This window comes from Aeoliella fuhlenseeensis, from assembly GCF_052161615.1.
Lineage (GTDB): Bacteria > Planctomycetota > Planctomycetia > Pirellulales > Lacipirellulaceae > Aeoliella.
The window spans coordinates 4,979,491-5,002,838 of the sequence record NZ_CP197417.1; the positions used below are offsets into that span (position 1 = coordinate 4,979,491).

18 protein-coding genes are annotated in these 23,348 nt (G+C 60.3%); 7 read left to right on the forward strand and 11 right to left on the reverse strand.

The genetic code is table 11. The features are described 5' to 3' along the window. Positions 1–105: 105 nt before the first annotated feature. Entirely contained in the window at positions 106–1,494 is a 1,389-nt protein-coding gene (locus SH292x_RS19485) for an alpha-L-fucosidase (RefSeq protein ID WP_442482694.1), read from the forward strand. Between the two features lie 86 nt (positions 1,495–1,580). Here the strand turns inward: SH292x_RS19485 and SH292x_RS19490 are convergent, their stop codons facing one another. Beyond that, a complete protein-coding gene (locus SH292x_RS19490) occupies positions 1,581–2,606 on the reverse strand; it encodes a substrate-binding domain-containing protein (protein ID WP_442482695.1) in 1,026 nt (341 codons plus the stop codon). A gap of 511 nt (positions 2,607–3,117) precedes the next feature. On the opposite strand from SH292x_RS19490, the gene purH reads away from it, so the two are divergent. From purH to SH292x_RS19505, 3 genes are all read left to right on the forward strand, one after another. Beyond that, on the forward strand, positions 3,118–4,689 hold the full coding sequence (gene purH / locus SH292x_RS19495) for a bifunctional phosphoribosylaminoimidazolecarboxamide formyltransferase/IMP cyclohydrolase (RefSeq protein WP_442482696.1): 1,572 nt from the start codon (positions 3,118–3,120) through the stop codon (positions 4,687–4,689). A 206-nt stretch (positions 4,690–4,895) separates the two neighbouring features. Then, complete coding sequence (locus tag SH292x_RS19500) at positions 4,896–5,909, forward strand: putative zinc-binding metallopeptidase (protein WP_442482697.1); 1,014 nt, start codon at positions 4,896–4,898, stop codon at positions 5,907–5,909. 457 nt (positions 5,910–6,366) lie between these two features. Then, complete coding sequence (locus SH292x_RS19505; RefSeq protein WP_442482698.1) at positions 6,367–6,933, forward strand: type 1 glutamine amidotransferase domain-containing protein; 567 nt, start codon at positions 6,367–6,369, stop codon at positions 6,931–6,933. A 29-nt stretch (positions 6,934–6,962) separates the two neighbouring features. Here SH292x_RS19505 and SH292x_RS19510 read toward each other — a convergent pair whose 3' ends face one another. After that, positions 6,963–7,667 carry a response regulator transcription factor gene (locus SH292x_RS19510; protein WP_442482699.1) on the reverse strand — a complete coding sequence of 235 codons (705 nt, stop codon included), beginning with the start codon at positions 7,665–7,667 and terminating at the stop codon, positions 6,963–6,965. Between the two features lie 479 nt (positions 7,668–8,146). On the opposite strand from SH292x_RS19510, the gene SH292x_RS19515 reads away from it, so the two are divergent. The 3 genes from SH292x_RS19515 to SH292x_RS19525 all read left to right on the forward strand — a co-directional run bounded on the left by SH292x_RS19515 (position 8,147) and on the right by SH292x_RS19525 (position 13,166). Further along, the gene (locus SH292x_RS19515) at positions 8,147–8,731 is read left to right on the forward strand and encodes an RNA polymerase sigma factor (protein WP_442482700.1); all 585 of its coding nucleotides are present in this window, start codon (positions 8,147–8,149) and stop codon (positions 8,729–8,731) included. A gap of 67 nt (positions 8,732–8,798) precedes the next feature. After that, positions 8,799–11,210: a transporter substrate-binding protein gene (locus SH292x_RS19520; protein ID WP_442482701.1), complete on the forward strand. Its 2,412-nt coding sequence runs from the start codon at positions 8,799–8,801 to the stop codon at positions 11,208–11,210. Positions 11,211–11,237: 27 nt separating this feature from the next. Further along, positions 11,238–13,166: a protein kinase domain-containing protein gene (locus SH292x_RS19525; protein WP_442482702.1), complete on the forward strand. Its 1,929-nt coding sequence runs from the start codon at positions 11,238–11,240 to the stop codon at positions 13,164–13,166. Between the two features lie 16 nt (positions 13,167–13,182). On the opposite strand, the gene SH292x_RS19530 is transcribed toward SH292x_RS19525, so the two are convergent. The 9 genes from SH292x_RS19530 to SH292x_RS19570 form a co-directional block, all read right to left on the reverse strand. Then, entirely contained in the window at positions 13,183–13,578 is a 396-nt protein-coding gene (locus SH292x_RS19530; protein WP_442482703.1) for an ion channel, read from the reverse strand. A gap of 206 nt (positions 13,579–13,784) precedes the next feature. Continuing rightward, entirely contained in the window at positions 13,785–14,393 is a 609-nt protein-coding gene (locus SH292x_RS19535) for a septation protein SpoVG family protein (protein WP_442482704.1), read from the reverse strand. Between the two features lie 29 nt (positions 14,394–14,422). Continuing rightward, the gene (ispE, locus tag SH292x_RS19540; protein ID WP_442482705.1) at positions 14,423–15,334 is read right to left on the reverse strand and encodes a 4-(cytidine 5'-diphospho)-2-C-methyl-D-erythritol kinase; all 912 of its coding nucleotides are present in this window, start codon (positions 15,332–15,334) and stop codon (positions 14,423–14,425) included. Between the two features lie 246 nt (positions 15,335–15,580). After that, entirely contained in the window at positions 15,581–16,201 is a 621-nt protein-coding gene (gene tmk, locus SH292x_RS19545; protein ID WP_442482706.1) for a dTMP kinase, read from the reverse strand. A 71-nt stretch (positions 16,202–16,272) separates the two neighbouring features. Further along, entirely contained in the window at positions 16,273–17,250 is a 978-nt protein-coding gene (locus tag SH292x_RS19550) for a helix-turn-helix transcriptional regulator (RefSeq protein ID WP_442482707.1), read from the reverse strand. After that, on the reverse strand, positions 17,171–19,474 hold the full coding sequence (locus SH292x_RS19555; protein WP_442482708.1) for a TolC family protein: 2,304 nt from the start codon (positions 19,472–19,474) through the stop codon (positions 17,171–17,173). The genes SH292x_RS19550 and SH292x_RS19555 overlap by 80 nt, the downstream gene beginning before the upstream one ends. A gap of 344 nt (positions 19,475–19,818) precedes the next feature. Beyond that, a complete protein-coding gene (locus tag SH292x_RS19560) occupies positions 19,819–20,514 on the reverse strand; it encodes an SMI1/KNR4 family protein (RefSeq protein ID WP_442482709.1) in 696 nt (231 codons plus the stop codon). Positions 20,515–20,554: 40 nt separating this feature from the next. Beyond that, positions 20,555–21,253 carry a class I SAM-dependent methyltransferase gene (locus SH292x_RS19565; protein WP_442482710.1) on the reverse strand — a complete coding sequence of 233 codons (699 nt, stop codon included), beginning with the start codon at positions 21,251–21,253 and terminating at the stop codon, positions 20,555–20,557. Between the two features lie 37 nt (positions 21,254–21,290). Beyond that, positions 21,291–23,225 (reverse strand): hypothetical protein, encoded by a 1,935-nt coding sequence (locus tag SH292x_RS19570; protein ID WP_442482711.1) that lies wholly within the window; start codon positions 23,223–23,225, stop codon positions 21,291–21,293. Positions 23,226–23,348: the final 123 nt, after the last annotated feature.

Genomic DNA, 23,348 nt, shown 5'->3' on the forward strand with positions numbered 1-23,348 from the left:
CCACTGATTGCGTGCGTGAACTTGCATTTCCGGAATCGCTTCGACTCATTCGCGGCATTCTGGGCATTTGGGTACTCATCTCTAGCTTGTGCGAGGAGTTATCTCATGGCGATTCGACGATCTGGCGCGCTGGTGTTCTGGGTGCTGACTTTGGGTGTGTTTGCAATAGCGACACCGCAGGTATTGCGGGGCGAAGAACCCGCGACCTACACCCCTACGCCCGAGAATCTCGCCAACCGCGAGCAATTCCAGGACGACAAGTTTGGCATTTTCATTCACTGGGGCGTCTACAGCGAGCTCGGGCGCGGCGAGTGGGTGATGAACAACGAGAAGATGACCATCGACCAGTACAGGCCCGTGGCCGACCAGTTCAATCCGACGAAGTACGATCCGGCGGAGTGGGTGGCGCTGTTCAAGAAGGCCGGTGCCAAGTACATCACCATCACCTCGAAGCATCACGATGGCTTCGCGCTATGGGACTCGAAGGCGAGCAAGTGGGACGTGGTCGACGCCACGCCGTATGGCAAGGACCTGCTGAAACCGCTTGCCGAGGAATGCGAGAAGCAAGGCATCAAGCTGTTCTTCTACCACTCGCACCTCGACTGGACGCACCCGGACTACTTCCCGCGCGGACGCACGGGCCAAGCGTCGGGCCGACCCGAGTCGGGCGACTTCAACAAGTACCTCGACTTCATGGACGCCCAGCTCGCGGAACTCTTGAGTGGCGAGTACGGTCAAGTGGTTGGCATTTGGTTCGATGGTTGGTGGGACCAGCAAAAGGGGGACGCCAACGACCCCAAGGCGACTAACATCGACTGGCGGCTCGACAAAACGTACGCCCTGATTCATGGCTTGCAGCCCGGTTGTCTGGTGGGCAACAACCATCACGTCGCGCCGTTCGAGGGTGAAGATTTTCAGATGTTCGAACGCGACCTGCCGGGGCAGAACACCACTGGCTTTAGCCCTCACTCGACCATCGGCGATTTGCCGCTCGAATCGTGTGACACCATCAACGGCAACTGGGGCTACGCGGCGAACGATAAGAACGTGAAGAGTAAACGAGACCTGATTCACTACTTGGTGAAGGCCGCGGGGCAAAACGCCAACCTGTTGCTGAACGTCGGCCCCAGACCCGATGGTACGATCCAGCCCGAGTTCGTCGAGCGTCTTACCGAGATGGGCGAGTGGCTCGAGAAGAATGGGGACAGCGTTTACGGCACTCGCGGCGGGCCGGTCGCACCCCAATCCTGGGGCGTGACGACCGCAAAAGACGCCGCCGTATATGTTCACGTTCTTTCACTCCCCGAAGCCGACGCCGAAGGTTGGCGCACGCTAACCGGTACCCAGAAACTGCCGCTGGTGAGCATGAACTACCTGGGGACCGACAACGAAGTCGAGTACCGCCGCGACGCCGCGGGGGACTTGCAGGTGAAACTCGTCGACATCGGCGAAGAACCCATCGATGTCGTGCTAGTAGCGCGACAAGGAATCTAATGGCGGCTGCGTAGCCGGACTTGCAAGAGTTCGAGGCGTACGGAGAGGCGGCCCGAATTCTGGCGAATCCGGGTTACGTGGATGGTTTAGTCTTTCTCCGCCTTCGGCTCTTTCAGAAACTTCTGCCGGTACTCGTCGACATCGGCTTGATGGAGTACTCGGGTGTCGACGGTGTGCGTGCTCGGCAGTCCCGCGGGGGCGCGGCCGTGCTCGTCCTTTCGACAAAGGTCGGCCAAGTGCCGGACGCTGGCGTAGCCGTACTGGTAAGGGTCTTGCGCAATGGTGGCGTGGATCTTGCCATTCGCTAGCGCGTCGAGCGTGACGTCTTCGGTATCGAATGCAATGATCTTCATGGTGTCGCTTAGGCCAAGCTCTTCCACCGCTGCCACCATCTCGCCGCCGTGAAACGCATTGAGACCAACAATGCAGACGATGTCGTCGTTGGCCTTCAGAAAGTCAACGAGCTGCGTCCGGCAGCGCTCGCGATCTCCGTCGTCGACTAGCCATTGGACGATCTCGAACGTGGGGGCGTCGGCATCGCCTTCGGATGCCGTATCACTTAGATGATCCTCAATGCCAAGCTTGCGCTCGATCATGTTGTCCTTGGTGAGGTTCGCCAGGCAAACCACCACTTTGCCTCCCTCGGGAAGAACCTCTTGCATCTGCTTGGCGACTTTGACGCCGGCCGCGTGGTTGCTGGCTCCGACGTAGCAACAGCGCTCGGACTGCGGCGCGTCAGAGTCGATAGTCACGACGATCGTTTCGTCGGCGAGCGCGTTGATCATCCGCGTTTGGCGATTGGCGTCGAGCGGGCTGAGGGCGATGCCATCCGCTTGGTCACCCTTCAGGGCCATCAGCATGACATTCTGCTTTTCAAACTCGTCGTTCCCCTCGGGCATCAACAGTTCGAGCTCGGCGTTATGCTCTTCGGCGGCGGCGCGGGCTCCTTCGGCCATCAGTTGCCAGTAGGGGCCATTTCCACCGGTAAGCACGATCAGCTTGGGGCGTTCGATCGTGGTTGGTGTGTCGTAGACGGTCGAGCGGTACCAAAGAATGGCGACCGCCGCCACCACCAGAGTTGCCACTAGCGCAGAGCGCGAATTGCCCGCCATGAGAGTCGCCTCCCGGAGAAAAGGAAAGTAGAAAAGAGACGGCGGACCAAGTCACGATGTCGCTGGCCGGGCGCCCGCCGAATCCGCCCCGCCATTGGCCGGCCCAAATTGGGGCCGCACGCACGTGGGTGATTCTACCACACGGGCAAGCGGGTTGCAGCAATTGCTAGTTCCGAGAATTCGCCATTCGGACGAAGAGAGACCGGATGGTCTTGGGCGAAAAAAGAAGTCGCCCCTTTCGCGAATTTGGCCAACGGTAGGGAGGGGGGGAACTCGCGATTGGCCACGCATTGAAAGGGGCGACTTTAGGGGGTCGGCATTGGATCGGCTGACGGGGAATTCGGCCGATGTGGGGGCGAGCATCGCTCGACTCGCCCCTCGTGATTCTAGGGGCCTGAGAGTGCCTCTTCTCAGGGTCCCTTCATTATACGAAGCTAGCGGCTAGGATGTTTATCAAATTGCATCTGGAATCTCGCGATTCCGTTCTGGGGTTATCCGAAAGGCGTTGGTGATGGAGTCGTCGAAGATTGAGCGGGCGCTGCTAAGCGTGAGCGACAAGACCGGTTTGGTGGAGTTTGCCAAGGGACTCGCCGCTGCCGGCGTGGAGTTGTTCAGCACGGGCGGAACACGTAGTGCGCTGGAGAGCGCGGGCCTCGCGGTCCGCGACGTCGCCGAGTACACCGGTTCGCCCGAAATGATGGACGGCCGCGTGAAGACACTTCACCCGAAGGTCCACGGTGGAATTCTATGCAGGCATGACCATTCCGGCGACCAACAAAGTTTGCGGGATCATGGGATCGCGCGGTTTGAGCTGGTGGTGGTGAATCTCTACCCGTTCTCGCAAACCGTGGCAAAGCCCGGCACGGCCTACGCCGAGGCGATCGAGAACATCGACATTGGTGGGCCGAGCATGGTCCGTTCGGCGGCGAAGAATCATCAATACGTCACCATCGCGTCGAGCCCCGACCAGTACCCGGCGATCCTCGAAGCGATCCGGACCACGGGCGCAACTTCGCTGGAGCTCCGTAAAGAGCTCGCCGCCGCGGCCTTCGCCCACACCGCCGACTACGACACGGCGATTGCTAAGTACTTCGCCGACCAGCTCGACCCGTGTGGTGATTTTCCGGCGACCATTCGCCTGAAGCTCCAGCGCGCCGAGCCTCTCCGCTACGGTGAAAATCCTCACCAGTGTGCCGCGCTCTACAAACTCTCCACGGCCGGCCCACACAGCGTGGTCAATGCCGAGCAACTGCACGGTAAGGAGCTCTCCTACAATAACCTGCTGGATCTGGACGCGGCGCTCGGTGTGGCTCGGTCGCTTCCGTCGCCTGGCGTGGCGGTGCTGAAGCACAATAACCCGTGCGGCGCCGCCAGTGCCAAGACGCTTGGTGAAGCGATGGAGAAGGCCTGGGCGGGAGATCCCGTGAGCGCGTTTGGCTCGATCCTTGGCTTCAACGTCCCCGTCGATGCTGCGGCCGCCGAATGCCTGGCGGAGCCGGGCAAGTTCGTCGAGGCGATCATCGCCCCCGACTACACGGCCGAAGCGGTCGAGATCCTGACCACCAAGCCGAAGTGGAAGGCCAACGTCCGCCTGATGAAGTGCGGCACCATCGAGCCCGGTAAGGCATCGCTCCAGCTCCGAGCGATCGACGGGGGCTATCTCGCCCAGAGTGCCGACGACCTGGACGACGACGAAGGGACGTGGCAAGTGGTGACGGAGACCAAGCCGACGGCAGAGCAGTTGGCCGACCTGCGGTTCGCGTGGGCCGTGTGCCGACACGTGAAAAGCAACGCGATCGTGCTGGCAAAAGACCAGATGCTGCTCGGCGCGGGTGCCGGGCAGATGAGCCGCGTCGACTCGGTGGAGATTGCTATCACCAAGGCTGGCGATCGCGTGACGGGGAGCTCGCTGGCAAGCGACGCCTTCTTCCCATTCGACGACTCGATCCACCGTGCGGCCGCGGCGGGCGTAGCAGCGTTCATCCAGCCTGGTGGGTCGAAGAACGACGCCGATGTGATTGCCGCCTGCAACAAGCATGGGCTACCGATGGTGTTCACCGGTTGCAGGCACTTCCGGCACTAATAGTTCTCTTGGTGAGCTGGGTCGTCCCGACCCCGGACGTATTCTCATGGGGAGAGTCGTCCTTTGGGACCATGTCCGGGGTCGGGGACGACCCGGCTCACAAGCAGTCCCCCCCCATCTGGCACACCGATTGCAATTCGACTGTGACCCTCGCCACAATGGTCCGAGGCGAGTTACTAGGTCGAACAAGGTGAGCCGAGACGTCCATGAGAAACTATGCCTGTGCCTGCGGATCCGAGCTGTTCCTGCCCAACACCGAGTGTGGCAAGTGCGGCCGGCGTGTCGGTTGGTGCGACGCTTGTGGGCGGCTGTCGAGCGTCGGCGACGACGGAAGGTGTGAGAACACCGAGTGCAGGCAATCCGTAGCACGGTGTCTGAATCGCGAGCGCTACGAGGTCTGCAATGGTCTGGTGATTCCGGAAAATGGTTCGAAAGGGCTCTGCCAGAGTTGCCGGCGGACGCACGTCATTCCTGACGTGAATATGTCGATGAACATCGACCGGTGGCGGGTACTTGAGCGCGACAAGCGTCGTCTACTGCTGGAAATTGGCGACCTGGGCTTCTCGGAAGACGTACTGGACGGTCCGGTACCCCTGACATTCGAATTCAAGGCCGATACGCCGGAAGAGCGAGTGATGACCGGCCATGCCGATGGTGTGATAACGATCAACCTGAACGAAGCCGATCCGGTGCACCGCGAGAAGGCCCGCCAGCAGTTTGGCGAACCCCAGCGAACCGTGATCGGGCACCTGCGGCACGAGTTCGGCCACTATTGGTGGCAGACTCAGATTGAAGGGAAGTTCGACGACGAATTTCGCGAACTGTTCGGCGACCACACCAGCCCCAGCTACGCCGACGCGATGCCGCGGTACTACGAGCAAGGCCCCCCCGCCAATTGGCAAGAGCACTACATCAGCCAGTACGCCTCGGCGCACCCTTGGGAGGATTTCGCGGAGACCGCTGGCTTTTACCAAGATGCCATGGCGATGATCGACACTTTGCGGACGCGGGTCCCCTCGCTCGCCCCGCCACGCAGTGCCGATTTCGGCGAGCAGCTCACGAGTTTCATGTCCGCGGGCATCGCGCTCAATGAAATCACGCGGACTATGGGCCTCATTGACGTGGTTCCCGAAGTGGTGAGCGACGCGGTGATCGAGAAGCTGCGTTTCGTCCATCGAACGACACCCGCCATGCAGGGGGTGATGCTGGTCGCCTCGTGAGGATGAATTCTTAGAAAAGAACGGCGGGGATCGCTTAGATTCGGAACAGTCCTTGCACGCTATTTCCTCCTCACCCCACAAGGAGCGATAGCAATGAAACATCAATCTTGCATCGACGCTTGCTTAGCATGCGCAATGGCATGCGAGCATTGCCTGTCGAAAATGATCAGCAAAGACAGCGATAACGACTGTCCGCATTGCTGCAACGAATGCTCGTCGATCTGCATGCTGTGTGCGGAATCGATGGCTAAAGAGGGCAAGTTCGCCCACGATGTCTGCGCCGTCTGCGCCAAGGTTTGCGATTGGTGTGCCGAGCAATGCGGTGCCCATGATCATGATCACTGCCAAGCATGCGCGAAAACCTGCCAGAAATGCGCAGCGGAGTGCCGAGCAATGGCAGCCTAGTCTCGTGCGTCCCTCTTCCTTCCCACAACGCAGCCTCCAAGGAGATCACAACATGGCCGACCAGACACTCAAGGGCAAAACAATCGCATTCCTCGCCACCGATGGTTTTGAACAAGTGGAACTCACCGACCCGTGGAAAGCCGTGGAGAAAGCAGGGGGCGAACCTTGCCTCGTCTCCCTCAAAATGGGCTCGATTCAGGGGATGAACCACGACGAGAAGGCGGATAAATTCAAGGTCGACAAAGTGGTCGATGAGGTGAGTGCCGAGGATTTCGATGGTTTGGTTTTGCCCGGAGGTGTGGCGAACCCGGATACTCTGCGGACTCATGAGGAGGCCGTCGACTTTGTGCGCGATTTCTTCAAACAAGGCAAACCGGTCGCGGCGATCTGCCATGGGCCTTGGACGCTTATCGAAGCCGATGTGGTCGACGGCCGCCAAGTGACGAGCTGGCCCAGCTTGAAGACGGACCTTAAAAACGCCGGTGCGACATGGGTGGATGAAGAATGCGTGTGCGATCAGGGCTTGGTGACGAGCCGGAACCCTGACGACCTTCCGGCTTTCTGTGCGAAAGCCGTGGAAGAATTTGCCGAAGGCGCACACAGCGGCCAAACAGCGTAGAGAACCCTCGGGCCCCCAAAACCGACTCCTCAGCTGCAGCCCGACAGGTGGAGCAGTGAAGCCGCTTCCAGCGGGCTAGAGGGCTCAGCAGGATCAAGCCGGTAAGTAAAACCCGACAACATCCGAAGCTCGGTGGCCTTCACGGCGAGCTCCGCAGCGTTGTTGGCATTGAACTTCTTGAGGATCCGCGAGCGATCGACTTCGATCGTCCGTTCGGAAACATCAAGCTCCTGGGCGATCTGCTTGTTGAGTTTGCCAGCCAGCAGCGCCTCAAGCACACCCCTCTCTCGGGTGGTAAGCTGCTGAAGCGATGCCTGCAAAGCTCGAACATGCTTGTGGATCACGCGGTTGAACTGGTCGCGCTCGATGGCTTCGCGGACGTGCTTCAGGAGTCCGTCGGCGGCCACGGGTTTTTCGAGAAGCATCAATGCGCCCGTCCGCATGCAAGAAACCGCGATGGAGACATCCGCAACCCCACTGACGAAAATAGTGGGCACTTCGGTTGCCCGACGCTTTAATTCCTCATACAGAGCGAGGCCAGTGAGTTCGCCCCTGAGGCAGATGTCGATGACTGCGCAGCATGGGCGTTGAAGCGGCCCGGCAGCGAGAAAATCCTCGGCGCTTGGGAAGCCAACGACCCGAAACCCGGCGTTTTGCAAGTGTATCTGAAAACCGAGGCGAATATCGTCGTCGTCTTCGACCAAGTAGACCGTCTGCTCTTGTGAACTGCTCACCAACATCTCCTGAGGTTTTCCTCTCCTTACGACGGCTTCGCGACAGGACACCTCCTCGGGAGGGTGCAATCAATAGAAACCAGGACACAACTTCCGTGCCGACCGATGCGAAAACTCACCGAACGCGCGCAACTGCGGCGGGTGAGTGAAGTTAGGTCGACCTAGTGCGGTGATTGGCGAGACATGCACCCCGTGCCGCCAATCGGTCCACTATGTTAAAGCACGTAGCAGAGCAAAAGATTACGCGGGTCATTCGATTATCGGATTTTTTATTTTGAGAAGCATGACAACTTGGTCCGTAATGTATTGCAACACCATGGTTTATGAGCAATACTGCCAACCGATTAAGATTCACTCCCGGGGGGCGATGGGTGCGAAAGCGGCTCATCGACTTTTCGTAAGATAGTGTAGCTAGGGTATTGGGGAGTGCGACGCACGCCGAATGGATGTCGGCGCGGTCGAGAAAGCGTAGTGCAGTCATGGGCAATTTGACCCGACTAACTCTGTTAGAGCGCGTCCGCGATTCCAACGCGGGCGACTCGTGGAAGGAGTTTGTGGACGTTTACGACGCACTCGTCATGTCTTGGCTCCGAGCGCAGAACGTCCACTCCCACGATGCCGAGGACATCCGCCAGGAAGTGCTGGCCACGGTTTACCAAGAGATTGCTTCGTTCCAGCACAATGGCAGGCCGGGGGCGTTTCGTCATTGGTTGCGGACAATCACCTCCAACCGGCTCCACCGGCTGTGGCAAAAGCGGGGAACACCCGCAAGCTCAGCCGGTCCAGATTTGGCCCAGCTTGCCGAGCAATTGGCAAATCCCACAAGTCCTCTGGCATTGGCGTGGGATCAAGAACACAATCGGTACGTGGTCGACTTCCTGCTCGACCAGATTTCGGGGCGATTCAGCCGACAGACGATGGCCGCTTTCGAGCGAATCGCGCTGAAGGAAGAACCGGCCCAGCAGGTGGCGGACGACTTGGAGATGACCCTGGGTGCGGCCCGGGTCGCCCAACACCGAGTACTCAAGGCACTGCGGGAACTAGGACGAGGATGGATTGACTAGCGACGGATAGATTTGCCGCTGTGCGGGTCTGAGGCAACTCGCCCGGCTCTCTTCTCGATATCGACTTATGCCAACCAGGTTAAACCACCTGCGCGACCTGGAGATTGCCTCCTGGGTTCGCAACGAACTCTCCGCCGACGAGGCGCGAGCCATCGAGGCACACCTCGAACAGTGCAACGACTGCGCCCGCAAGCTCGACGCTTTTGATAGCGCGGACGATACGTTCCTCGACCGCGTCCGCAACTCATGCGACACCCATCGCGATCAGCAAGGCGGGCACTCGGTGCAACGCCGGAGATGGGTGGGCTGTCGACTGGGGCGATTCGAAGTGCTCAGCGTGCTTGGCTCTGGAGGGATGGGCGTCGTGCTTGAAGCGTGCGACACGACCATCGGACGCCGAGTGGCGCTCAAGGTGCTCGACGAACGTCTCGCGAGCGACTCGTCGATCCTGCAGCGATTCGTTTCCGAGGCCCGCGCGGCAGGCCGGCTCTCGCACCCACACGTGCTGACCCTATACGACGTGGCGCAGGCCGAGGGGGTCCACTTCCTGGTGCTTGAGCTCGCCGAACAGGGAAGCGCGGACGACCTGCTGCGGCGCGCGGGTCCATTGCCGGCGAAGCGCGCAACCGAGGTGCTGCTTCAAGCAGCCCGCGGATTGGTCGCAGCACATGAAGCAGGACTCGTACACCGCGATCTGAAGCCGGGCAACCTGCTCGTGACCGCCGATGGCACCGTCAAGCTGGCCGACTTCGGGGTCGCCAAGTACACGCCGTCCGATTCCTTGAACTTGACGCGTGACGGGCAACTCATCGGCACGCCTCACTACATGAGTCCGGAGCAGTGTGCCGGCAATCCCGTCGATGTTCGAAGCGATATCTACTCGCTAGGGGCGACGTACTACACGCTGCTCACGGGCGCTGTCCCTTACGCGGATGCGGAGAGCCTGGTCAGCATTGTCCACGCTCATTGCCTGGCGGAACGACCCAATCCGGCGATGGTCGTACCCACCGTCCCGCAGGAGTGCAGCGCCATTGTTCGGCGAGCGATGTCGATCCAGCCCGAGGATCGGTATCAGACCATTGAAGAATTGATCGGGGCCCTCCAGCGATTCCTAAAGCGAGAGGCAACATTACCCGAAGCGGTGTCGAACAGGCTCGACGCCCCCATCCCGCGGCGTGTGGCAATCGCCACGGGGCTAATCGCCGCAGGGGGACTGGCTGCGGCAGCACTAAGCGGGACTCGGGACAATCGCCCGGCGAAACCGCCGAAGGTATCGCCGGTTCCCATTGCTCCTCCCCCTAAGCCTCCTCTGCGCGTCGGTATCCTCCATTCTCTCACCGGAAACCTGAGTCCGAGTGAAGAACCTGTCATTGCGGGCTACACGCTCGCCATTGAATCGATTAATCAGCAGGGAGGAATCGACGGCCAGTTGATCGAACCCGTGATCGTCGACGGACGGTCGCGTCCCTCGGAGTTCGTCTCGCGTGCTCGCGAACTGATCTTGGACGAGAAGGTTTCCGTTCTCTTTGGCGGCGGTAGCTCAGCGTGCCGGCGTGCGTTGGTCCCGTTGGTGGAGAATCGCAATCATCTACTGGTGTACCCTTTCAACAGCGAGGGTGTCGAAGCGAGTCCCAACGTCCTTTACCTGGGCGGCGTTCCGTCGCAGACCGTTCTTCCATGCGTGCAGTGGGCGCACTCGTTCCATGGTTGCCGGCGGTTTTACCTTGTCGGCTCAAACTCGGTTCGCGGACGGGTCATTAGCGAGATGGTGAGCGACGTGCTGCTTGGGTTCGGGCTCACGCCCGTTGGCGAGGCGTTCGTGCCCCCGGGTGCCACGAACCTCGCGGAAGTGACGGACGCCTTGATCGACGCCGAACCCGACGCCGTACTCGACCTGCTTGCCGGTACCTCGCAGCGATCATTTGTGACATTGCTAGAACAGCAAGGACTCGAAATCTCCCACTACTCGGCGGGCATTCAAGAGCTTCTGCCCTTGTCGCAGCCCGATTCCCCACTCCACCGATTTGCCGTGGGAACTTACTTTCAAGCGCTCCCTGGCATTCAGAATCGGCGATTTATTAGAGACTTTCGCGAGCGCTTCGGGGCGCGTCGCGTCATCCACTCGGCGATTGAATCGGCCTACGCCAGCGTTCATTTATGGGCACAAGGCGTATTGGCGGCGTCAACTACCGACCCCATCCAAGTCCGCAACGCAATGTGCGAGCAATCGTACGCGGCTCCCGGTGGTACTATCACCATCGATGCGGCCACCGGTTTTTCCCACCGCCAGTCGCTGATCGGCGAGTATCGCCCCGATGGCAATTACGAAATCGTCTACCGTAGCAGTCGAGCCCTTTCCCCCGAACCCTATCCGATATCCCGTTCCGAGGCCGAATGGCACACGTTACTCGACTCGCTGAGTAGCGAGTGGGGTGGACGATGGGCGGCGGCGTCCGGGTCGCCAATACTCTTCCACTAACCACTACCTGAGACCCCGTGGGGTGCAATGACGGAACAATCGCCATACGATTCGACGTCCACGAGTCCCCACGTCACCGAAGACGCCTTACGGGCGTGGCTGGCCGAAGAGCTCGACGATAACGACGCGGAAGCACTGATATCGCATATCGAGCAGTGCGATGCCTGTGGCGAACTTCTCGACCAAGTGAGCCCGCAGGACGACTCGCTGGCAAAGAGCTTGCGAAGTGTCTCGGCCGCTCGAGCATCGACTGACGATGGCTCGGAAGAAGGGGGCACCAAGCTCGACGGTGGGGCCGAGGCGATTGCGAAATCCCTTAGCTCTGCTCAGCGCTCGCGTCAGCGGTGGAAGTTGCTCAAACTAATCGCAAAAGGGGGCATCGGCGAAGTGTGGCTGGCCCGCGATCTGCTGCTTCGCCGCGACGTGGCCGTAAAGCGGCTTAAGCCGGAGGTCGCAAGGCGGCATAACGTCCAGCGACGTTTCCTCTACGAAGCCCGCGTCACCGCGCAGCTCAATCACCCCGGCACCGTGCAGATCTTTGATCTGGTCGACGCGGGTGCCGAGAGCTATTACGTCATGTCGCTGGTGAAGGGCAAGTCGCTCCGCACGTTGATCTGGGACCTGCACAACGAGCAGCCAGGCGACGAAGTGGTGGTGGGGCACGACCTGCTCGCGCTACTAAGGCACTGGGAGTCGGTCGCCCAGACGATTGCGTTTGCTCACTCTCGTGGCATTCTCCACCGCGACATCAAGAGCGAAAACGTTGTGGTCGGATACTTCGATCAAGTAACGGTAGTCGATTGGGGCCTCGCGAAGCGCGTGGGCGAGGACGATGCCCCTCCCACGCTGGAAGAAATGCTGGAACGAATGCACTCCCCCGCCGCGCCCGCCGACACGCTGCCCGGCGGCCGGATGGGGACACCGGCGTTCATGGCCCCCGAGCAGGCACGGGGGGACATTCGCTCCATTGACCACCGCACCGATATCTACGGTTTAGCAGCGGTGTTGTATGAGATCCTGACGGGCCGCCCGCCATTCGATGGTATCGACTCCGAACAGGTAATGCATGATGTGTGCAACCAGCCCGTGCCGAACCCCCAGTCGCTCGTACCCAACATCGACGGCGAGCTCGCACGCATCTGCCTGCGTAGCCTCGAAAAGGATCCCGCCGACCGTCACCAGACCGTCGCCGAATTCGCGAGCGAAGTATGGGCTTGGATGGATGGGGAGAGCGAGCGCCAGCAAGCGAAGCGGTCGCGGGAGAAACTCTTTGATCTGTCCGACGACTTGATGCTCGTCTACAACCGAGAGCGGCGAATCGTGTGGGCCAACACAGCGTGGAAACGAGTGCTGGGATGGGAGCCCGAAGAGCTACTCGGCGCGCTGCCCGAACGGCTCACAGAGCCGCTCGCCTTGTTCTCAAGCCACGAGGTGTCCGCACAGCTCGATCGCGGTGAGACTGCCACTGGTATCGAGCGTCCCATCGTGGCACGTGATGGCAGCGAACGGTGGTACTCGTGGACCATGACCCCGGTGGTCGACGAGGGGATCGTTTGCGCGATCGGTCGTGATATCGATGCACGATTGCGTCGCGAACGCGAGTATTCTCGCCTGCTGGACGCGGCGCCCGACGCCACTGTGGTGGTAGATAGCGACCGCATCATTCGGAAGATAAACCTACAAACGACCGCGATGTTTGGTTACGCGCAGGACGAACTACTAGGAAAACCTATTGAGGTGCTGATGCCGGAACGCTTTCAGCAGGGACACCCTGGGCACTTCGAAGGTTACACGGCTACTCCTACGGTCCGCGAAATGGGGGCTCGTAGCGATCTCTACGCGGTCGACAAGTGGGGGCATGAATTTCGGGTAGCTGTGCAAATCAGCCCCGTGGAGATGGAAGAAGGAATGCGGTTCATCAGCTCCATAAGGCGCATCGACGAAAAGTGGGACTGAGCCCACGAGCGAACTTTTATGGCGCTACCGGCAATCGATCGTTGTACATGCGATGCACGGCGGCGACGATAATACTGGTGGACCACCCTAGCATCAGCACGCCGACGATCGCCTCCATCGGTCGCAGAAGTCGCCACCTATCGGGCAGTAGCACGTCCCCGTAACCGAGCGTGGTGTAGCTGCTCATGGAGAAGTAGAGCGACTCTTCGAAATCATCCAGCACTCCGCCAGCCGCGTAAGCCGCGCCCCAAACGGCCATCTCTATTAGGTGGAGGATCAGCAAAAGCCCGATCAGTCGAGCGAGCGCCCAAACAGGGCGAGTCGTCGCCGTTGCGCTAGCCACTCGACGCCACATGCCGGTCGCCGGCATCACGATCCAAACGCTTCCCATTGCGTGGATGAAAACTGTCACGCAAGTTAGACCGAGGGCGAAAAGGATTTGCTGTAACATAGGTGACGAGGTGCTAGGGCCATACCGAGGTGTGTAACAGCCCCAATCATCGCGCGCAGACATAGCAAGTGGAAGCGTCCGTCGCTGGCTCACAGCCGGCGGCTGACCTGAGACGTCGCGGTCTCTGGGGTGGCTTCGCTCGATGAAATGCCGCGATTGGCGGAAAGCTACAGAATCCCGGCCCCAAACCCAGTCGGTGGTTCGCGGTTCTGGTGAATTGGCGGAACCTGATGGCCGCCGCCGCTGGGGGTCGCCGGCGCAGTGGTTCGCGTAGGTGGCGTGGTCGGGGGATGATGTCGCGCGCCGCTCGACTGGGTGTGGTGGGCTTCGTCCACACGCGTCGTGCGTGGCGGCGCGTACTCTTCGTCGAAGTCGTCGTACCGAGAGACGTACCCCGGTTCTTTGGCTCGTTCGATCTCCGTCACGAATTCACGAATCACCACTTCTTGGATATGTTCGCGGCAGTCGGAATTGATGGGGTGCGCGATGTCGGCATACAACTTGGCCCGACCATCGGCTTGGCGGATGGCCTGATTGGAGTCGAGCTTTCTGCCGCACTGGTTGCAGTAGTTGCTTCGTAAGTGATTCTTCATGCCGCAGCCCGGGCAGTGCGACGTCAGCTTGCGACTCGGCATGGCGACGAAGGGGCCGGTTCCTCCTTCGATAATTTTTAGATCGCGAATGACGAAGCAATCGTCGAACGTGATGGAGCAGAAGGCCTTAAGGCGTTCGCCCGGCTCTTCCATGAGTTTGATGCGTACTTCGGTGATTTCCACTGCCAGTTCTCCTTGCGAACCTTCGCCTACTACACGCAGGTGCTCGTTGCTATAACGCTTTGCCAAGGGCCGCCGCGGAGCGCCTGCGCCAAACGGCGGGCCTCGCGCCACGTTCGGCACACACCAAAATATGCGCTGCCGGAACCCGTCATCTGATGGGCCACCACAGGCATCTCGTCCATGACTCTTGCGATTCGCTCCATCCACGCACTCAGTTTCGTCGCTGCCGCCTGTAGACAATTCCGAACGTAGGGTCGCCAAGCGGCGGCGGAGCACCCCGCGCCCATTAAACCCGCAAGCCGACTGCACCGACCGCCAGCACCGGCGACTTTTGCCCCGCGCTCAAAACCGAGCGCGTTAAAAACGGCAGGAGTCGCCAAACCCTCAGGAGGTTGGACAATCACCAGCGGTGATCGGGGCATGTTTGGCACTGACTGGAGCTGCTCCCCTCGGTTGGTCCCGATCGCCGGCCCCGGCGTGAGAAAGAAGGGTACGTCCGTCCCTAAGTTCGCCGCGATTGGCCCAAGTTGTTCCAGCGGTAAGTTCAATCCCCACGCTTGATTGGACAGTACCAAGGCAGCGGCGGCGTCACTCGATCCGCCCCCTAAGCCGGCCTCCATCGGAATTCGCTTTGTTAGTCGCCAATTCCCGGTCGGCTGTACCCCAGCGTGGTTGGCGAGGTCGCGAAGAGCCCGAACCACCAGGTTGTGATCCTGGTTTTCCTGGAGCAGTGCGGCATCGACCGTAGCGGACGGTTCGACCGAGAACCGCAGGGGCTCGGGCGAGGGCGTGTAGGTAAGAGTGTCGAACAGACGCACTGGAACCAGGAGCGTCTCGACTTGATGGAACCCGTCGGGCTGTCGCCCTAGGACCTCCAACGCCAAGTTGATTTTGGCGGGGGCGTGAACGACCCATCCATTTTGGCTGCGCTCGACAAACATGCTTTCCACGGGGGGAACGGTGAGTCCAACATCGGAATCGGCAATGTGTTGCGGCAGGGTGACGCAACGGAGTGCGTCCTAAGCGTTTCACTTTATCGTATTAGCGTAAACTAATGCGGCATCGAATTTTATAGCGTTCCCACAAGCCGGTCAATCTGAAACCTCGGCGATTCTGGAGGCCCGAGTGCAGCAATTCCCCCGGGTGCCACGATAACTGGCACTGCTACGAAATCTTACCGAGGCCGGTTAAACCGGCTGAACCGAGATAATCGGTTCGGCAATCGCGCAAATCGCCGTGTGGACCTCTTCGACCGTGCCGCGGGCGTCGATCACATGGATGCGCCCACCACTCGCCGCGGCCTCGGCGAGAAAGCCCTCGCGAAGGCGATGGCGGAAGTCGGTCCCCTGCTCTTCCATCCGGTCTCGCTCGCGAGCCATTCGCTGATCGGCCACCTCCACTGGCAAGTCCAGCACAAACACCGCGTCGGGCCGCACGCCGTCGATGGTTACCTCGCCCACCGTGCGAACGGCGTCGAGCGGCAACTGCCCGGCATGTCCCTGATAAACAAGGTTGGCGAGAACATAGCGGTCCGACACCACGACCTCGCCGCGCACCAGCGCCGGCCGGATAACCTCTTCCACCAATTGCGCCCGGGCTGCCATATACAGGAGCATCTCGCTGCGACGGTGTATGGAAGTCGTTGGGTCGTGAGCCAGTAGCAAGCTGCGGATGCGTTCGCCAAGCGGGGTGCTGCCTGGATCGCGGCACTGCGTGACCTTCATGCCGCGCCGCTCGAGCCAACGGCAGAACAGATCGATCTGCGTCGACTTGCCCACCCCATCAATGCCATCGAATGAGAAGAACACGCGAGTTTACTACATCGAGGGGGGCGAACGGGGAGACGGCCAAGCCGTGAGTATATCCCAGGCCGCGACGATTATCGATCGTAGATCCGGGCCATGCTCCTCGCCCGCTCGGCGACCAAATTTCGCAGCCGCGGGGGCTTGAGCACCTCGGCTTGGTCGCCGTAGCCCAGGATCCACCAGCTAACCTCGTTCACCCCTGCCACGGTTGCGTGGAACAATAGCGAACCGTCGGGCTCGCGCTCCAGGCGCTGGGTGGGATGCCACAGGACCTCGGCGACGTTCGTGGCCACAAGCGGCGAGAACCGCACCACGACGTGGAGGTCTTTCCCTGGCTCGGGAACAATCCGCCACGCGTTGCCCAGGTAGCGTTTGACGCTGAACCCACGGGGCATGGTGAACTCTTCGTCGGTCGACTCCAGCGACTTGATGCGCGAGAGCTTGAACATCCGCACTTCGCGGTGCTGGCTCGATCGCCCCACTACGTACCAACTGTGCCGCGAGTAGATTAGTTGGTAGGGTCTTAGCTTCGTGGAAATCTCTTCCCACTCGGTAAGGCTCTCGTAACTCATCCGCAGCACTTGGCGATCGCGACGCGCGGCGAGCAATTGTTCAAATTCACGCTGCTTGGTATCGAGATCCGCCACGCCATTGGGTACCAGCGTGATCGCCGATGCCAAGTCGGCGAGTTGCGCCTTCTCGGGCGCATCGAGCCGCGACTGAAGCTTTCGAGCCGCGTCGCCGGCTGGCGAGAAGAATGGCACGTGCCGATCGTCGCCCACCTGTTCGGCCAGGGCGACGAGAGAAACCACCTCAGTGGTCGAAAGCTGACCGGGCGCAAAACGAAGGGCGTCGGCTAGAGCATAACCGTCGTGGCGACGATCGTACTCTAGCGCGACGCCCGCGTCACGCAACACATCAAGATCGCGGAACAGCGTCCGGCGGCTAGCGCCGGTCGCTGCCATCAGCGACTTAACGCTGTGCGGGCCCCCCACTGCTAGGGTTAGCAGCAGCCGCACTTGTCGTGTGATTGGTTTGTCCTTGGTGGGCATTGGCAGCGTAGGTGATGCGTCCTGGTGATGTCGTCGCCTGGTGATGGGCCACCTGGACCTGAGGTCCGCTGGCAGCCGTAGGTTGGTACGCCGCCTGCTGGATCATTTCGGGAGGGGCATTTCTGACTCCCATGTCCGTGGCAGGCGTCTCCCCGTCCCATTCCTGGACCGGGGTCGGCTCGCCCATCGGCACTTGCTCGCCTTCGATGTACTCACCTTGCGGTGCCATCATACCCTCGCCCATCGATTGGCTAACCGGACCGCGGCTCATCACGTTGGGACGGGTGAAGCCGTAGTCGAGGTACAGGCTGGCGTCACGCTGACGGGCACGTCGCAGGGCGTCGAAGTACGCCTTGCCAGGCCACGGGCCTTCGGCCAAGTACACACCGTTGAAGTCGAGCAGCGACCCCTTCTGGAAGTGCATGTCTAGGATAGCCAAGTTGTAGTCGACAAGCGAACGATAATAGGCACTTTCTGCTTCGGCCCGACGACGCTGGGCGTCCAGCAACAGGTCGAGCGTCACTAGGCCCTTGTCTTCGGCCAGCTCCACCGCCTGAACTTCGCGTTCGGCAGCAACTCGGTTGTTGAACCGGGTTTGCGACAACTGGTGGTTATAGTCGATGTCGCGAACCGCATTGGTCAGCTGGTGCGAAACTTCTAGTTCCAGGTCCTGCAGGATCGCCCGATCGCGAGCCAACAGCAGTTGGACATGGCGTACTCCGTCAAGCTGCTTGCGGAAGCCCAGCGGCACCGCCAACTGGAAGCCAAGTTCCCACTCTTGGAAGTCGCCCGAAGTGAGCGATTCGAAAGCACTGGTACCCGGTCCGAAGCGACCCTGCGACATATTGGGATCGTTATCGTAGGCGACCAGATCGTTACCGGCACCCAACCAGCGATACCGGCCCACCGCATCCAAGCGGGGCAGCAGGTGGTTGCGAGCGGCGATCAGTTCGAGCTCGCGACGCTTGATCTGCCACTTCTGCTTGCGGACTTCCACGCGACGAGCCAGGGCTTCGACTTGCGTAGCGGCCCAGTCGAAGTCTACACGGGCGATCGTCGGTTCGTCGATCGGGCGAATCAAACGTCCGTCGGTTGCAGCGAGGCCCATGATGTAACGCAGGCGAGTCTCGGCACGCAACAGTTCGGTGAGCGACTGTTCGACCTGACCACGGAATTGGAAGAACTGAGCCTCGGCCTGAGCTTTGGCGTCTGCACGACGCAGACCGTTGAGGTACAGTTGATTCACACGGGCCCAAGTACCACGCGAACTTTCGAGACCCTGCTTGCGGGCGTCGAGGTCGCGGTAGGCAAAGTACAGTTCCCAGTAAGCTTGTTCGACGTCGCGCATCAGGTTGCGAATACCACCCTCGAAGTCGGCGAGGGCCAAGTCGGTTCGCAGCCGGGCGATCATCACGCCGTCGAAGCTGTTCGGGGCGTTGGCCGCGTATTGATCGAAGGTGTAAGTACCGGCAATGCGAGTGTACTGCGTGCCACGACCTTGTAACAACGGTTGATTGAAGAAGGCGTCGAATCCGGTCCGCCAGTCGCTAGGCGTTTGGCGATTGCCGTTGTTGTTGTTGTCGTAGTTGGTCGAATTGCGGACGCCCCAACGGCCACCGTCGGCGGTGTTCTTGACGAGGGACGTATTCATGTCGCCCAGGTCCTGCTGGAAGTCCTGCGCGAAGAAGGTGCCGAACGCTCCCGGATCGAAGTTCACCGGGCGATCGTTACGCTGCCAGATCAAGCTGCTCTGCATCTGCACGTCGAACTCGCTCAAAGCCGACTCGACACCCACGCCATCGAACGGCGAACCAAACGACTGGCCGTTGCCCGTCTCGACGAGGGCCGGGTCGTAGGTGGTCTGCACTTGAGCGGCATTGACGATGGTCCGCGAGATGGTATCGGGGGCGTTTTGCTGCACCCGGCCACCAAGCTGACGCATCACTTGGCTGTTGCAAAGCGTGATGCGGGTGACTTCCTCCAGTGTGAGGTCCCACATCTGATAGTCGTCCATGTTCTTGAGCGTGATCGGCCGCTGGGCCTGCGTCACCTCGTCGAGCGTCGGTTCTTCGACGTCCGGGAACTCGATGTCGGTCGACACGCCGACGTAATGCGATAGGTCGCCGTCCTCGCGAAAGAAGAAGGGTTGTGTGGGCTGGCAGCCAGTTGCCAACATCACAAACACCAGGGCGAGACTTAGGTTGCTTCGAGTATGCCGACTCATGTGACTTTGGGGGTAAGCGGTTTGGATACCAGAACTCGGTTCCCGCACCCCGGAGCTGCTAGCAAGGCTGGCAGCACCAGGGCGCAGTCGACCGAATCCTCACCCCCCGTGAGTATTCAGCTCAATTGATATCGTCGGCTCAACCGTCAAACTTTGACAAAACCCAACGAGTCCCTAAGAAGATCGGAGAAAGAAGGCTCAAGTGGCGTGCGAGAGAGTGCATCGCTAGCAGCAATACGACCTTATTTCGCTAGCAACAAGTAGCGAGCGGGGCCCGTAAGGGCCGTGGTCCGCAACCCTCCGAAAGGTTCAGATCCATCGTACAAAATGCCGCCTTCTCTGATTTACGCCGTTCGATCTGCACTCTTACGAAGAACGTGTGCATTCAGTTTATCTGCAAGCACCATTGCTAGCTCGCGATGGGGTTCCGAGTCACTGAGCACAATTCGACCGACGCCATGCCTGACTTCCTCGGGCTTCTGATCCGCATGCACCACTGCTACCCCTGGAAGATCAATTCGCATAGTGGTTCCAGTAAACGGGTTAGTGGCGTCCCGGTATCCTCGGTACTCGACGCCGTCTGTAGTTTCGACAGCGGAAATCCATTCCTCAAGAGTGATAGGATCTAGAATCGACTCGCCACACCGCTGCGTGCGACAAATACAAAGCTCTCCCAATCGCGGGTAGATATCGATTCCATTCATCTGCTCTTCGGTTCGCAAAAAAGAAGAAAGGAGCAGACGAGGATCCTCTATGCCTTCCGGATCTTGAGCCCAAAGCATCACCTGATCCGGACTAAGACGTGAATCTATGAAGTAGTCGTTTCCACAACCGTCGCCCGTTAGAAAGAAACGATCCGACTGTACAGCAGCGGGATCGAGAACCTCCAACTCCATATTGAGTACCAATAAGGTTTTTGGATCAAAGCCTTGCTTCAGCAACAACTCGGCAGGCGTCGTCTGCACGTAGTGGATGTAGGCAGGCGGTACCACGGCGGTCAATCGCTTTTCTAACTCAGCTAAGTCGTCCATCAGATTCATTGCCCAGCTCCCTTCATTCACTTGTTCACTTCGGCAAATGCTATCGGGGCCACTTCGAACACCACGCGTGAATCAACCCCGCCCGATAAAACTCTACCGGCCGATCGAAACCCGCTTGCTCGATGATCGACGCCACCTCGTCCGGTGCTAGCACTGCGACGTCGTTGGCGTAGGCCTTGCGCAATCGCTCGATCCCCTCTTCCGAAATCCCACCCGCCGACATCAATCGCATCCAGAGGCGCAACAATACCTCGTACTCAGCGGAGTGGATGTCGGCGGAGAGGTCCGAGCTTGCTAGCAAACCGCCCGGCGCAAGCCGCTTGCCAATTTCACGGAAAAAGTCGACGCGCTGTGCCTTGTCCAGAATGAACTGCGACACCAGGAAACAGGTCGCCGCGTCGTGCAGGTGCTCCGATTCGTGCGAATCCAAGAAGCCCTCGTGGAACTCGCACCGGTCCGCAAACCCATCGTCGACGGCCCGCTGCCGGCATACGTCGAGCATTCCCTTCGAAGGATCCACCGCCGTGAAGCTCCAGCCGGGATGTTTCTTGGCGAGATGGGCAATCTCGATCCCCGTCCCCACGCCAACGCAAAGCACCCGAGCGTCCGCAGGCAGTTCGGCAAACACGCCCTCCAGAAGCAGCAACTTCGCGTTGCGCATCGCCGCGAGCTCGGCCCACTGCTTGTCGTACCCAGCGGCTTGCTTGTCGAAATGGCTTAAGAGTTCGTCGGTCTGCACTATATTGCCTATTTCATAACGCGAGCGGAGTTCGCAGTTACTTCGGCAGCAACCACCCCAGCGAGAACCAACCCGCGTCGCTCGCAGCGTTTTCGAGCATCAGCGGACCGTGCTCGGCGATGTTTTCGGGGAGGTCGATCATGGGGATCTCGATCTCCTCGGGGAAGCCGCGACCGGCTTCGGCTTGGCGGTTGAGTTCCTTGGCGAGGACGCCACGCTGGCCGACTTGGCGGTTGTTGAGACCACCACCGTCGGCGGGGTCGAACGCGGTGGGGATGACTTCAATGTCGCCATCGCGAACCAAAGTCAGGCCACCGTTTTGGACGTGCATGCCGTAGGTCACCACGATGTCCCAACCCGCGTAGGGCTCGGCACCGACTTGGATGTTTGCGGCGTGGATGCGAATCACCACCTTCTGGTCACGGAAGTCGATGGTCACGGGGCGTTGCCGGCGGAAGGTCAGCGCCCACGGTTTGAACTCGCGGCCGTCGTCTTCCTGGGGCTCCGTCTCCGCTTCCTCACGGGCTTCGTCGATCCACTTGCGAAGCTGCTTGGGAAGCTCCACGTCGAGCTTTGGGCGTCCTTCCTTCGTCTTCTGCGATAGCGTGGCACCCGCCAGAATGGCCGAGGCCAAGTTCGCGGCGCCGGTCTCGTGCAATCGCACTTCCAAGTCATGCCCGTCGGGGAACTCACCGGGAGCCTGATCGGCCGCCAGCTCACCACGGCCCGCCTGCAACAGTTCGAAATGCAGGCTGTGGTCGGTCGACGAGAAGCCGATCATTCGCGGCTCGGCATTGCGATCGGCCAGCGGCTTCTTGAAAGCGTACTCGTATTCGTAGCGAGCGTCCTGCAGCTTGGGCAGCAGTTCGTCTTCCAGCTTCTTCGCGATGCGATCTTCGGCATGACGCGAAGCGATGGCGTTCGCTTGAGGCTTCTTTTGTTCCACTTGCCGCTCGCCAATGCGAGCGATGATGGCACTGCCGAGACCACCACCCTGCTTCTGAACGCTACGAGTCTTCGTGCTGGTGGTGGCGCTGACGCTCGCGGGGTAGTTCCAGAATTCCTGATCCTCGAACGCCACTCGCTTCACGGCATTGAACGGAGTGGTGCCGCTGCTGCAAATCACCACGGGGTCGTTGTAGCCATTGGTCTCGGAGCAAGTGACACCGTTGAGGCGAATCACCACTTCGGCTCGCGTGTCGTTCGGAACCGTCTCGATGCTCACCGAGCCCGTGGTGTGCCCCGTCCCGCGAATCGACGTGCCAAGGATGCAGTCCGTCACGGGGCCGATGTCGTCCACCGGCTTGTTGACGATGCGGGTCAGGAAGTTCTCTGACAGTTTGGCTTGCAGGTTCGGGTGGTTAAACTCATTACGCAGCGCGAGAACCAACTCGGGTGCGCGATTGATGCTGGCGAACAGTTCCATTCGGCGTTCGATTTCGAACCGCGCCCGCGTCGAACCATCGGCTTCGTAGCGATCGATGTATTTGGGCAAAACGTCGAGCTGTTGTTCGATGAACTTCTGCTGGTCCTTGGCACGGGCGACCGACTCGATCTCCACGAACCGCTCAATCGCTGACGCGACGTGGCGGAAATGCGATTGCTCAAGACCCGAAGCTCCCGAACGGAAGCGGTCGAGCGTGCGGCGAAGGCCGTTCAGCTCTTCGGCCGTAGTGGTCCCCGTGTTGGCGAGGGCCGCTTGGACGTGATTCCACTCGAGGTAGTTTTTCCAGACTTCGCCCCGAGGGCTGCCGGGAACCAAGTACTTTTCGAACGTCGCCACCGAGGTCGCGAGCGACTCGCGGGCGGCGGTTGCCTCTTCGGCCGTCACGGGCGTGAACTCGGCCTTGGCCTTCTCGATGGCGGCCGAAAGTTGCTCGCTGATGGCGAGCGATTCACCGGCGGCGACAAGGCTGGCGACGCCAATTAAGAGAAACCCAAGACGAGCAGCAAGACGAAATGGGCAAGGCATGGCGAGGGGTGTCCTTCACGCGGTGGCATCCTGCCTTATTGCCAGCGGACAACACCGCCCGTGCGACAACAAGGCCGTCAAAGTCACGCCAATTTACCCCTACCGCCAGCGATTGTCTACGCT